Source organism: Nonomuraea maheshkhaliensis (assembly GCF_039529435.1).
In the GTDB taxonomy this organism is placed as follows: domain Bacteria; phylum Actinomycetota; class Actinomycetes; order Streptosporangiales; family Streptosporangiaceae; genus Nonomuraea; species Nonomuraea maheshkhaliensis.
In genome coordinates this window covers 91,076-102,748 of sequence record NZ_BAAAMU010000019.1, presented here as the reverse complement: position 1 = coordinate 102,748, position 11,673 = coordinate 91,076, and the positions used below count along the sequence as shown (strand labels likewise).

11 protein-coding genes are annotated in these 11,673 nt (G+C 73.2%); 5 read left to right on the top strand and 6 right to left on the bottom strand.

Translation table 11 applies throughout. The features are described 5' to 3' along the window. Window positions 1–32 precede the first annotated feature (32 nt). On the bottom strand, window positions 33–182 hold the full coding sequence (locus ABFX54_RS15690; protein ID WP_346105435.1) for a hypothetical protein: 150 nt from the start codon (window positions 180–182) through the stop codon (window positions 33–35). A 249-nt stretch (window positions 183–431) separates the two neighbouring features. Between ABFX54_RS15690 and deoC the strand changes: the two genes are divergently transcribed. The 4 genes from deoC to ABFX54_RS15670 are packed head-to-tail and all read left to right on the top strand — an operon-like array spanning window position 432 to window position 3,804. Continuing rightward, window positions 432–1,361 (top strand): deoxyribose-phosphate aldolase, encoded by a 930-nt coding sequence (gene deoC, locus ABFX54_RS15685; RefSeq protein WP_346105433.1) that lies wholly within the window; start codon window positions 432–434, stop codon window positions 1,359–1,361. Between the two features lie 2 nt (window positions 1,362–1,363). Further along, window positions 1,364–2,785: an aldehyde dehydrogenase family protein gene (locus ABFX54_RS15680; protein ID WP_346105431.1), complete on the top strand. Its 1,422-nt coding sequence runs from the start codon at window positions 1,364–1,366 to the stop codon at window positions 2,783–2,785. Continuing rightward, window positions 2,775–2,963: a hypothetical protein gene (locus ABFX54_RS15675; RefSeq protein ID WP_146178312.1), complete on the top strand. Its 189-nt coding sequence runs from the start codon at window positions 2,775–2,777 to the stop codon at window positions 2,961–2,963. The genes ABFX54_RS15680 and ABFX54_RS15675 overlap by 11 nt, the downstream gene beginning before the upstream one ends. Then, window positions 2,956–3,804: an aldehyde dehydrogenase family protein gene (locus ABFX54_RS15670; RefSeq protein WP_346105430.1), complete on the top strand. Its 849-nt coding sequence runs from the start codon at window positions 2,956–2,958 to the stop codon at window positions 3,802–3,804. The genes ABFX54_RS15675 and ABFX54_RS15670 overlap by 8 nt, the downstream gene beginning before the upstream one ends. 77 nt (window positions 3,805–3,881) lie before the next feature. On the opposite strand, the gene ABFX54_RS15665 is transcribed toward ABFX54_RS15670, so the two are convergent. Both ABFX54_RS15665 and ABFX54_RS15660 read right to left on the bottom strand, forming a co-directional pair. Next, complete coding sequence (locus tag ABFX54_RS15665) at window positions 3,882–5,198, bottom strand: FAD-binding oxidoreductase (protein ID WP_346105429.1); 1,317 nt, start codon at window positions 5,196–5,198, stop codon at window positions 3,882–3,884. Window positions 5,199–5,277: 79 nt separating this feature from the next. Next, complete coding sequence (locus ABFX54_RS15660; protein WP_346105427.1) at window positions 5,278–6,720, bottom strand: amidase; 1,443 nt, start codon at window positions 6,718–6,720, stop codon at window positions 5,278–5,280. A gap of 56 nt (window positions 6,721–6,776) precedes the next feature. Between ABFX54_RS15660 and ABFX54_RS15655 the strand changes: the two genes are divergently transcribed. Continuing rightward, window positions 6,777–7,958, top strand: coding sequence for a threonine synthase (locus ABFX54_RS15655; RefSeq protein WP_346105425.1), 1,182 nt, complete (start codon window positions 6,777–6,779; stop codon window positions 7,956–7,958). Between the two features lie 37 nt (window positions 7,959–7,995). On the opposite strand, the gene ABFX54_RS15650 is transcribed toward ABFX54_RS15655, so the two are convergent. Genes ABFX54_RS15650 through ABFX54_RS15640 form a run of 3 tightly spaced genes read right to left on the bottom strand, consistent with a single transcriptional unit; the run spans window position 7,996 to window position 11,613 of the window. Continuing rightward, the gene (locus ABFX54_RS15650; RefSeq protein WP_346105423.1) at window positions 7,996–8,745 is read right to left on the bottom strand and encodes a hypothetical protein; all 750 of its coding nucleotides are present in this window, start codon (window positions 8,743–8,745) and stop codon (window positions 7,996–7,998) included. Between the two features lie 38 nt (window positions 8,746–8,783). Then, a complete protein-coding gene (hrpB, locus tag ABFX54_RS15645) occupies window positions 8,784–11,255 on the bottom strand; it encodes an ATP-dependent helicase HrpB (RefSeq protein WP_346105421.1) in 2,472 nt (823 codons plus the stop codon). After that, window positions 11,218–11,613 carry an ArsR/SmtB family transcription factor gene (locus ABFX54_RS15640; protein ID WP_346105420.1) on the bottom strand — a complete coding sequence of 132 codons (396 nt, stop codon included), beginning with the start codon at window positions 11,611–11,613 and terminating at the stop codon, window positions 11,218–11,220. The genes hrpB and ABFX54_RS15640 overlap by 38 nt, the downstream gene beginning before the upstream one ends. Window positions 11,614–11,673 lie beyond the last annotated feature (60 nt).

The window sequence follows — 11,673 nt, the reverse complement described above, 5'->3', positions numbered from 1 at the left end:
CGGGTGCGGGCGGCCGGGTGCTCGTGGGGTGGTCATGAGGAACGGCGCTTGCCGAAGAGCGAACGGCGCTCGCTCCTGTCGCCCTGCTCGGCCTCGCGTACGCGGCGGTGGTGGGCGGCGGCCCGGCGCAGCTCGTTCGCGTGGTTCTTCATGAGCTCGTACTCGATCTCGGGGTTCATCATCGTCTTCCTTCGATGTGGTGCTCTTCCTGACACCTTCAAGACTCGGGCTAAGGCCCCGCCCGCCACATCGGGTGGATGTCCTATCTCCTGTACGGGTCTCCTGCCGGCATCCCTATGGATTCACGCCGGGATGCCTAGAAGCCGGGGCCGCAGGCGTACGGCATGCCTAGGACCTGCGCCCGCGCTGCCCCAGGGTGATCCGGTTTGGAGGTAGAGGCCCTGGTCGGCGATGCTGTCTAGGTGTCAACTGTGACTACCTCGCTCGCGGACGTCGCTTCGTCCGACTCGGCGTTGCGAGCCTTCCTGCACGGCCTGCCCGGGGTTGACCGGGTCGGCGCGGACCAGCGGGCGGCGATGCTCGGCACCCGTTCGATCAAGACCACGGCCAAGGCCCAGGCCATCGACCTGGCCATCTCCATGGTGGACCTGACGACCCTCGAAGGAGCCGACACGGACGGCAAGGTGCGCGCGATGTGCGCCAAGGCCGTGCGGCCCGGCGGCGACGCCCCCTCGGTGGCCGCCGTCTGCGTCTATCCCGACCTGGTGGCGGTGGCCGTCGAGGCGCTGAAGGGCACGGGCGTCAAGGTCGCCTCCGTCGCCACCGCGTTCCCCAGCGGGCGCACCTCGCTGGAGGTCAAGGTGAGCGACACCGCGCTCGCGGTGGCCGCGGGCGCCGACGAGATCGACATGGTGATCGACAGAGGCGCCTTCCTGTCCGGTCACTACATGAAGGTCTACGAACAGATCGTCGCGGTGAAGGAAGCCTGCGGCGCGGCCCACCTGAAGGTGATCCTGGAGACCGGCGAGCTGGCCACCTACGACAACGTGCGGCGCGCCTCCTGGCTGGCCATGCTGGCCGGCGCCGACTTCATCAAGACCTCCACCGGCAAGGTCGCCCCGGCGGCGACGCCGCCGGTCACGCTGATCATGCTGGAGGCCGTACGCGACTTCCGCGACGCGACGGGCCGCCAGATCGGCGTGAAGCCGGCCGGCGGGATCCGTACGACGAAGGACGCGATCAAGAACCTGGTGCTCGTCAACGAGACGGCGGGCGACGACTGGCTCACCCCCGAATGGTTCCGGCTTGGCGCCTCGTCGCTGCTCAACGACCTGCTGATGCAGCGCCAGAAGCTGGCCACCGGCCGCTACGCGGGCCCCGACTACTTCACCCTGGACTGACGATGTTCGAATATGCACCGGCCCCCGAGTCGCGCGACGTCGTTGACCTGAAGTCCTCCTACGGGCTGTTCATCAACGGTGAGTTCGTCGACGGCTCCGGCACTCCGTTCAAGACCGTCAATCCGGCCACCGAGGAGACGCTGGCGGAGGTCGCCACGGCCTCCTCCGACGACGTCGACCGCGCCGTGCAGGCGGCGCGCAAGGCGTTCGGCGTCTGGAGCGCGCTGCCCGGCGCGGAGCGCGCCAAATACCTGTTCCGCATCGCGCGGATCATCCAGGAGCGGGCCAGGGAGCTGGCCGTGCTGGAGTCGCTCGACAACGGCAAGCCGATCCGCGAGTCGCGCGACGTGGACGTGCCGCTCGTGGCCGCCCACTTCTTCTACTACGCGGGCTGGGCCGACAAGCTGGAATACGCCGGCTTCGGCGGCGCCAGGCCGCTCGGCGTGGCCGGCCAGGTCATCCCGTGGAACTTCCCGCTGCTCATGCTGGCCTGGAAGATCGCCCCGGCGCTGGCCTGCGGCAACACGGTCGTGCTCAAGCCGGCCGAGACGACGCCGCTGACCGCGCTGCTGTTCGCCGACATCTGCCGCCAGGCCGACCTGCCGCCCGGCGTGGTCAACATCGTCACCGGCGCGGGCGAGACCGGCGCCGCCGTGGTGGCCCACCCCGACGTGAACAAGGTGGCCTTCACCGGCTCCACCGAGGTCGGCCGGATCATCGCGCGGACGGTGGCCGGCACCGGCAAGAAGCTCACCCTGGAGCTGGGCGGCAAGGCGGCGAACATCGTGTTCGACGACGCCGCCGTCGACCAGGCGGTGGAGGGGATCGTCAACGGGATCTTCTTCAACCAGGGCCACGTGTGCTGCGCGGGCTCGCGGCTGCTGGTGCAGGAGTCGATCCAGGAGGAGCTGCTGGCCGCGCTCAAGCGCCGGCTCGGCACGCTGCGCCTGGGCGACCCGCTGGACAAGAACACCGACATCGGCGCCATCAACTCCGCCGAGCAACTGGCCAAGATCCGGCGGCTCAGCGACCTCGGCGAGTCGGAGGGGGCCGAGCGCTGGTCGCCCGCGTGCGAGCTGCCCGGCAAGGGGTTCTGGTTCCCGCCGACGCTGTTCACCGGGGTGGCGCAGTCCCACAGCATCGCCAGGGAGGAGATCTTCGGTCCTGTGCTGTCGGTGCTGACCTTCCGCACCCCGGCCGAGGCGGTGGAGAAGGCCAACAACACGCCGTACGGACTGTCGGCGGGCGTGTGGACCGAGAAGGGCTCGCGCATCCTGTGGATGGCCGACCGGCTCAGAGCCGGCGTGGTCTGGGCCAACACCTTCAACAAGTTCGACCCGGCCTCGCCCTTCGGCGGGTTCAAGGAGTCCGGGTTCGGGCGTGAGGGCGGACGCCACGGTCTGGAGGCCTACCTTGAGGTGTGACAGTCGCCGGCCGCGCCGGCGCGATCAGGTGACCAGGGGCCACGCCTTCGCCAGGGCCGGCCGCCCGGTGCGCGAGGGCTGGTTCGCCCACCGCTGCGGCGTCAGCCGGTGCGGCCAGATCTTCGTACCGGTGCAGGTGGAGCAGGAGTCCACGTGGAAGGGGCGCGGCGATGAGTAGGTTGCCGGTCAGAAAGACCTACAAGCTCTACATCGGCGGGGCGTTCCCGCGCTCGGAGAGTGGGAGGTCCTATCCCGTGACCTCGGCCAAGGGAGACTTCCTCGCCAACGCCTCGCGGGCCTCGCGCAAGGACGCCCGCGACGCGGTGGTGGCCGCACGCAAGGCGTTCCCCGGCTGGTCGGGCGCGACCGCGTACAACCGGGGGCAGATCCTCTACCGCGTCGCCGAGATGCTGGAGGGCCGGCGCGCGCAGTTCGCCGACGAGCTCGGCGGCGGCAAGCGGGCGGCCCTGGAGCAGGTGGACGCCACCGTCGACCGGCTGGTCTGGTACGCCGGATGGTCCGACAAGATCGCCTCGGTGCACGGTTCGGCCAACCCCGTGGCCGGGCCCTACTTCAACCTGTCCACGCCCGAGCCGACCGGCGTCGTGGCCGTCGTCGCGCCCGCCGATCCGCTGCTCGGCCTGGTGTCGGTGGTCGCCCCGGTGATCGTGACCGGCAACACCTGCGTCGTGGTCGCCTCGGAGCCGTCGCCGCTGGGCGCGATCACGCTGTCGGAGGTGCTGGCCACCTCCGACCTGCCGGGCGGGGTCGTCAACGTGCTGACCGGGCGGCAGGGCGAGCTGGCTCCGTGGCTGGCGGCGCACATGGACGTCAACGCGATCGACCTGTCCGGGGTCGCCGACGCCGATCTGGCGCTGAGCTGCGAGCAGGCCGCGGCGGAGAACCTCAAGCGGGTGCTGCGGCCGGCGGCGGCGCAGGACTGGGCGGCCGATCCCGGGATCGGGCGCATGACGGCCTTCCTGGAGACCAAGACGGTCTGGCACCCCGTCGGCATCTGACCGCCTGTGTCGGATCACGGCGTCTGATCACGGCGTCGGATCACCGCGTCGGATCACCGCGTCCCCTCGGCCTCGTCTCAGGCCGGGGGGATGTTGTGGTTCAGGCGGAACAGGTTCTCGGGGTCCCATGCGGCCTTGAGCCTGGTCAGGCGTTCGTAGTCGCCCGGCTCGTACGCCCTGCGCACGTTCTCCGGCGTGGCCTGGTCGCCGTACAGGAAGTTCAGCACCCGCCCGCCCGTCGCCCACGGCGCCAGCGCCCGCCTGACCTCCTCGTGGGCCGCGCGCACGGCCGTCAGGTCCGAGCCGGGGGCCAGGCCGGGGGTCAGCATGCCGGCGTAGTAGAGCGCGTCCCTGTTCCCCACCGAGTTGGCCACCGACTGAGGCTTGGCCAGCGCGCCGCCGAGGTGGCGCACCTCGATCACGGCCCGCGCGCCGAGCAGCGCCTCCAGCGCCTCCTCCGGCAGCTCGCGCAGCAGGGAGTGGGTGGAGTGATAGCCGGACGGCGTCGTGGGGTCGTTGTGGATGGCGGCCGAGCCGGTGTAGGGCAGCTCGCCCACGGTGTCCATCAGGCGGGGACCGACCGCGCGCAGCGGAGCCAGCAGTTCCTCGCCCTCCGCCGCGTCCCCGGTGAACGCGACGCGTACGTGGGCCACGGTCTGGCCGCGGAAGTGCGCGGGGGCGTGCGGGGAGTCGGGGAACGGGATGACGGCGATCGAGGAGGTCAGCTCCTCGGGCAGGGACCGGGTCCAGTCCCGCCAGGCGCGCAGCGCGGGCCCTGCCAGATCGGTGCCGAAGTAGAGGCCGCCGCCGTAGAGCCGTTCGACGGGGACGAGGCCGATCTCCAGCGCGGTGGCCACGCCGAAGTTGCCCCGGCCGCCCACCAGCGCCCAGAACAGATCGGGGTCGCCGTCAGGCCTGACGTGGCGGAGCTCGGCGTCGGCCGTGACGACCTCCACGGCGCGCACCTGGTCGGCGGCGTACCCGTAGCGCCTGGCCATGAGCCCGAGACCCCCGCCCAGCGTGTACGACACCGCCCCCACGAGCGGCGACGAGCCGGACAGCGGGGCCAGCCCATGCCTGGCCGCCGCGGCGATGACCTGCTCCCAGCGCACGCCCGCCCCGATGCGCGCGGTGCCGGCCGCCGGGTCGATCGTGACGGCGGTCATCCTGCCGGTGGTGACGAGCAGGCCGCCCTCGGCGGGGACGGGCAGGCCGTGCCCGGTCGCCTGCACCGCGACCGGCAGGCCGCGCGTGGCGGCGTGGGACACCGCCCGCCGCACGTCATCGGGGCTCGCGGCCGGGACGATCACCTCGGGACGGTGGGAGGCGAGCGTCTGGAAGCCGGCTCGCTCGGCGTCATATCCGGAATCATGCCGATAAAGGGTGGAAGTCATGGTTCCAGCCTGTCGGCGGCGCTTCCATAAGTCCAAGAGGAAGATCTGCTGACCAACAGAAGCAATCGTTATGGATGGCTCAGTAGGCGAAGCCCGGCGGCCTGAGCGGCGGATGCGCGGCCTGGAGCTGGGCGGCCAGGCCCAGCAGGTGGGGCTCGCCGCCGGGCGGCGCGACGAGCTGCACGGCGATCGGCAGCCCGCTGGAATGGGTGGCCAGGGGCACGGCCATGGCGGGCCAGCCGCACATGTTCCACGGGCCCGTGGCGGGGGCGTACCTGATGTTGGCCGAGGCGTTGTGCAGCAGGCCACGCCGGCCCCAGCGCTCGGCCCTCGGCGCGACGGCGGCCAGAGCCGGCATGACCAGCACGTCCGCGTCGCCGAGCCACTGGTCGGCGCCGTAACCGTGCCAGCGCTCGCGGCCCCGCGCGCCGTCCAGCTTGAGCGCGGCGAGCACCCGGCCGGCCCTGGCCAGCGCGCGGGTACGGCGTTCGAGCCGCCACCGGTCCAGACCATCGACCGACTCGGCCGCCCTGACCAGCCACGTCGCGACCGTGGCCGGGCCGAGCCAGGCGGGCAGCGTGCCGTCGTGCTCGACCACCGTGTGCCCGGCCAGGCGCAGCGTCTCCGCCGCCCCGCGCACCGCGGCCCTGAACTCCTTGTCGACCGACAACCCTGGCGGCAGCGGCTGCGGCGCGTAGGCCACCCGCAGGTCGAACGGCTCCGGGCCGGCGGGCGGCGGTTGCGGCTCCCACACCTCGTCGTCGTCGGCCCAGACCGAGCGCAGCATGCGCGGCGCGGGCTCCACCCGGCAGCCGCCGCGCCACGCCTCCGCCAGCGACGGGGCCGCGGCCAGCACCGACAGCGCGAGCGACAGGTCCGCGGCGGTGGTGGCGATCGGGCCGTTCTCCGTCAGCCGGTCCCAGTCGTCCGTCGGCGGCGGCACCAGGCCCACGCCCGGCTTGATCGCCAGCACGCCGCAGCAGGCCGCGGGGATGCGCAACGAGCCCATGCCGTCGTTGCCGAGCGCGATCGGCACCATGCCCGCCGCCACCGCCGCGGCGTTGCCGGCCGACGAGCCGCCCGCCGTGCGCGAGGGGTTCCAAGGGTTGCGTACGACGCCGTACGCGCTGTCGCCGAACGCCACCAGCCCCAGCTCCGGCAGGTTGGTCACGCCGATGACCACCGCGCCCGCCGCGCGCAGCCGCGCCACCGTCACGTGGTCCTCGGCCGCCGGCACGTCGGAAGTGGCGGCCGACCCGCCGCGGGTGGCCTCGCCCGCCACCTCCAGGTTGTCCTTGACCGCGACCGGCACGCCCGCGAGCGGCAGATCCGGCAGATCACGCCGTTTCTGCAGCTCCCGAGCCTCCTCCACGGCCTGCTCCCTGACCGCACGGAAAGCCCCGACCCTGGTGTCCCGCTCCGAGACGGCATGAAGATGCTCCTCGACGACGGTCGTGGCCTTGACGTCCCCGTGCCGTACGGCCGTCGCGATCTCGATGGCGGACCTGCCTGCCCACAACATGATTCGAGTGTGCACATTTTCACTCATCGTGGCGAGGCTCGATAGGGTCGATCCACGTGAACGGACCTTCGCTCGCCCTGCGCCAGCGCTCTCTGGGCGACCCCACGGCCGAATATCCCCTGTTCCCGCCGCTGACGCAGGGCTGTCCCACGACCAGCACCGGCGAGATCGCCTATCCGCTCGACGTCGTCTACGACTACGCGAAGGTGGAGCGCGCCCTGTTCGACCAGGAGCCTGGTCCCGACCTCGCGCGCTGGTCCCCGCTGCTGCCGCCGCTGGCGGTGCCCACGCTGGGTGAGGGCGGGACACCGCTGGTGGAGTTCGGGGACGTGCACGTCAAGGACGAGTCACGCAACCCGACGTGGTCGCACAAGGACCGGCTCAACCGGGTCGCGGTCAGCGCCGCCGTGGCCGCCGGCGCGCCCGGCGTGGTCGTGGCCTCATCCGGCAACCACGGCGCCTCGGCCGCCGCCTACGCGGCCAGGGCCGGGCTGCCCGCGATCGTGCTCTCCTCGGCCGACTCGCCGCCGGCCGTGCAGACGTTCGCGCGTGCGTACGGGGCGAAAGTCGTGTCCGTGCCGGTCGAGGCGCGCTGGCCGCTGCTGCGGGAGGTCGTGGACCGGCTCGGTTACCACCCCGTCAGCAACCAGACCGTGACCCATACCGGGCACCCGTTCGGGGCCGAGGGCTACAAGACGATCGCGTACGAGCTGTTCCTGCAGCTCGGCAGGGCGGTGCCCGCGGCCGTCTTCGTGCCCACCGGTTACGCCGAGCTGCTCTACGGGGTGTGGAAGGGCTTCACCGAGCTGCGGTCGCTCGGACTGGCCGAGCGGACGCCGCGGATGTTCTCCTGCGAGACGGCCGCCGGCGGGCCTCATGCCAGGGCCCTGGCCACCGGCGCGCCCGCCGCGATCGTCGAGCTGGGTCCCACGGAGGCGTACAGCGTAGCCGGCGCGGTGGGCGGGCACCGGGGCGTGCTGGCCGTGCGTGACAGCGGCGGTGAGGCCGTGCTGGTGACCGACGAGGAGCTGCGGCAGGCTCAGCGGGATCTGGCCGGGCAGGGGCTGTGGCAGGAGCTGTCAGGCGTGGCGGGGGTGGCGGGGTGTCGGAGGTTGCGGCGCGAGTTCGACGGGCCCGTGGTGTGTGTGGCGACGTCCAGTGGGTTCAAGGACATGGGGGTGGGCGGGGAGCGCTATCCGGTGATCGAGAACCCGACGCTGGACGATCTCGTGAACTGATCGCGGCTCGCGGCTCGCGGCTCGCGGACGCGCGGGCTCAGGGCTTGATCCAGACGCGGAGCGGGCCGGTCGTGGTGAAGCCGTGGCTCAGGGCGGTGGTGGGGTCGATCTCGTAGCCGACCAGGGGGCGGCCGGGGAAGAGCTCGGCCGCCATGGCCAGGGCGCCCGCCCAGGCGGCGTCCTCGTCGGGGCCGAAGACGTTGGAGACACCGACGGCGGGGCTGACGGCGGGGCCGCTGCCGGGGTCTCCGGCGTGGCTGACGGTGGGCTCGCCGGCGGGGCCGGTGGCGGGGGCGCCGGTGGTGAGGACCGCGCCGGTGGTGATCTCGCCGTCCGTCCGGCCGTACACGATCGTCGCCTCCGCGAGCAGCGCGGGCGGGAACAGGCCGGGTTCGCCGAACGCCCGCGCCCAGTCGCGCAGCGTGGCCGCGCCCTCGACCGCCGCCCAGTCGGTGGGCGTGCGGTCGGGGGCGGCGCGGTGGATCCAGCGTGCCTCGAACAGCACCTCGAAGCCCGGTAGATCGAGCGTGGCGAAGCTGTCCTTGACCGACGCGCCGGGCCCCGCGTCGATGCGGCCGAGCACGTCGGCCGCCGTGGCGTCAGGGGAGAGCGTGACGGCGTCGGGGTAGAAGGGCGGGGTCCTTGCCGGGTTGGTCCAGGCGCGCTCGGCGAACGTGCCCGGCCGGCCGTGGGCGCGGCACATCAGGTCGCACCACGCGGCGTTGTCGCGGGCCGCCACGGCCTGCCAGCCGGTCATGGGTGGCGGGACGGCCTGCGTGTCGGTCATGGGCGTCTCCTCGTCCGGCGGGACAGCCTGCCGGTCGGTCATGAGCGTCCCTTCGTGCGGCGGGTGGGTGGTGCGGTGAGCGGGTCTTCCGGCCAGGGGTGCTTGGGGTAGCGGCCGCGCATCTCCGCGCGTACGTGACGATAGGCGTCGCGCCAGAACGAGGCCAGGTCCGCCGTCACCGCCAGCGGACGGCCGGCGGGCGACAGCAGGTGGACCAGGACCGGCACGCCCGCGACGAGCGGCGTCTCCTGCCAGCCGAACAGTTCCTGCAGCTTCACCGCCAGCACCGGCTGCTCGCCCGAGTAGTCGAGGCGGATGTGCGAGCCGGTGGGGACCTCCAGGCGTTCGGGGGCGACCGCGTCCAGCCGTTCGCTCCACGGGATCAGGCGGCGCAGCGCCGAGGCGACGTCGATGCGCTCCACGTCGGCGCGGCGGCGGGCCCTGGACAGCTCGGGCTCCAGCCACTGATCGGCCAGGTCGACGAGCGCGTCCATGGACGGCCAGGGCGGGCCGATCGCCTGGTGGCAGAACGCCAGGCGGTCGCGCAGGTCCTTGGCTTGTTTCGTCCAGGTCAGCAGGTCTTCCGTACGCAGGCCGTACCGGATGGCGTCGCGGACGTCGGCGTCCTTGAGCGGCCTGGCGGACAGCTCGATCGCGCCCAGGCGCTCGACCCGGCGGGCGGAGACGTCGCCGCGGCGCTCGCCCGGCGGCACCTTCCACTCGACCTCGTCCTCCACCGTGGTGCCTGCCGCCAGCCTGGCCGTCGCCTCGTCGATCACCACCGCCTGCCTGACACGGGCCGAGGCCGCGCCGGTCGGGCGGTCGGCGACCGCGACGGCCAGCCACTCAGCGGTCCCGAGCCTGGAACCCTCGGCCGGCTGGGCCTGGGTGCCTGAGGCCATGAGGAAGCCGCCACCGCGCCTGCGCGCCACCCGCTCGGGAAACGCCAGCGCCACCGCCATCCCGGCCAGCGCGTCATCCGACAACTCCCGCCCACGAGCAGCCGCGCCGACGGGATGATCCGTGGTGCGGCGGAGGCGGGTGGATTCCTGGCGCCAGCGGGCCGCGAAGCCGGTGCCGCCGCGACGGGCCGTGCGCCAGACCTCCACCAGGTCGTCGGAGGCGTCCCTGGGCAGCTGTTCCGACAGGAGCGCCACCACCTCGGCGGCCCGGGGGCCGAGGTCGAGGAGGGCCCTGGCCAGGCGGGGGTGCACCCCGGCCAGCGCCATCCGCCGGCCACGGGCGGTGACGCGGGAGGTGTCGTCCAGGGCGCCGAGCAGTCGCAGCGTGCCGGTGGTGGCGGACATGGCGGCGGCGGGCGGCGGGTCGAGCAGGGCGAGGCCGTGGGCGTCGGGGCTGCCCCAGCAGGCCGCCTGGAGCGCGAAGCCGGTCAGGTCGGCGAGCGCGATCTCCGGCCGGGCCTGGTCGGCCAGCCGCTCGTGCTCGGCCGCCGTCCAGCAGCGGTAGACGGTGCCGGGCGCTTCACGGCCCGCCCGTCCGGCCCGCTGGGCGGCGGAGGACTTCGAGACCCTGACCGTGGTGAGGGAGCCCAGGCCGCGCGCGTGGTCGGTACGCGGCTCGCGGGCCAGCCCGCAGTCCACCACCACCCGCACGCCGGGCACGGTCAGGCTCGACTCGGCGACGGACGTGGCCAGCACCACCCTGCGCCCCGCCCCCGGCGACAGCACGGCGTCCTGGACGTGGGCCGGAGCCTGGCCGTGCACCTGGAGCAACTGCTCCACGTCCCCGGCCAGCATCCCGGCCACCTTGGCGATCTCGCCCACGCCGGGCAGGAAGCACAGCACGTCGCCGTCCCGTTCGGCCAGCGCCCTGCGTACCACCGAGGCCGCGTGCGACAGCAGCGCGGGATCGACGCGCAGGCCGTGCGGCGGCGCGACCGGGCGCGGCGGCGGGGCCCAGACGGTCTCCACGGGGTGGGTGCTCCCGGTGGCGGCGACGACGGGGCCGCCGATCAGTTCGGCCCACGGCGCGGCGTCGGCGGTGGCGGAGGTGGCCAGGAGGCGCAGGTCGGGGCGGAGCGTCTCGCGTACGTCGAGCAGGAACGCCAGCGCCGTGTCCGCGTCGAGGTGGCGTTCGTGGCATTCGTCCAGCATGACGGCGTCGATCCCGGCCAGCTCCTGGTCCCGCTGGAGCCGTTGCAGCAGCACGCCGGTCGTGACGACCTCGACCCTGGGGTCGGCGCCCACGTGCCGCTCGCCCCTGATCGTGTAGCTCACGCCCATGCGCCGGGCCGCCGCGCGTACGGCCAGCCGTCGCGGCTCGGCCACCACGACCCGCATGCCCGCCTCGGCCAGCGCCAGCGGCACCACGGTGGTCTTGCCGGTGCCGGGCGGCGCGGTCAGCACCGCGCTGCCGTGCCCGTCGAGCGCGGACAGCAGCTCGGGCAGCACCTGGTGGATGGGCAGGGCGCCCTGAGCGGATGGCGGGACCCTGCCTGGGGTGGGGGCGCCGTCAGGCACGGGCATCGGCCCGTACGGCGACCTGCTCATCGGGACCTCCCGCAGCGGCCCGGTGCGCGGAGACCGTGCGTCCTGAGGGCCGGTTCGCCGAGCGCAGGATCGCGTCGAGGAGCCCGGGGAAGCGGACGTCGAGGTCGGCGCGGCGCAGGCTCATGTACTTCAGCCGCCCCTCCTGCTTGGTCACGACCACGCCGGCCTCCCGCAACGCCCGGTAGTGGTGCGAAGCGGTGGATTTGTGCACCCCGAGGTCGTCGGCCGCCGTGGTGCAGTTCAGCTCCCCGGCGAGGGCGAGGCGGACGGCGATCTGCAGGCGTACGGGGTCGGACAGCGCCCGCAGAACCTCTGTGAGCTCGATGTCCTCCGTAGCCGGGTGCGGTAGCAGGCGCATGACGGAAGCCTACCTTCGTCTCATTGTTTGACAACGATCCAACTATAGGTCAGTTTGATG

Bases quoted from the DNA above. Each gene is read 5' to 3' on its own strand.
- hrpB (WP_346105421.1), bottom strand. From the start codon at position 11,255: ATGAGCAGGTCGCCGTACGGGCCGATGCCCGTGCCTGACGGCGCCCCC.
- ABFX54_RS15665 (WP_346105429.1), bottom strand. From the start codon at position 5,198: ATGACTTCCACCCTTTATCGGCATGATTCCGGATATGACGCCGAGCGA.
- ABFX54_RS15690 (WP_346105435.1), bottom strand. From the start codon at position 182: ATGATGAACCCCGAGATCGAGTACGAGCTCATGAAGAACCACGCGAAC.
- ABFX54_RS15680 (WP_346105431.1), top strand. From the start codon at position 1,364: ATGTTCGAATATGCACCGGCCCCCGAGTCGCGCGACGTCGTTGACCTG.
- ABFX54_RS15670 (WP_346105430.1), top strand. From the start codon at position 2,956: ATGAGTAGGTTGCCGGTCAGAAAGACCTACAAGCTCTACATCGGCGGG.
- ABFX54_RS15660 (WP_346105427.1), bottom strand. From the start codon at position 6,720: ATGTTGTGGGCAGGCAGGTCCGCCATCGAGATCGCGACGGCCGTACGG.
- ABFX54_RS15640 (WP_346105420.1), bottom strand. From the start codon at position 11,613: ATGCGCCTGCTACCGCACCCGGCTACGGAGGACATCGAGCTCACAGAG.
- ABFX54_RS15650 (WP_346105423.1), bottom strand. From the start codon at position 8,745: ATGACCGACACGCAGGCCGTCCCGCCACCCATGACCGGCTGGCAGGCC.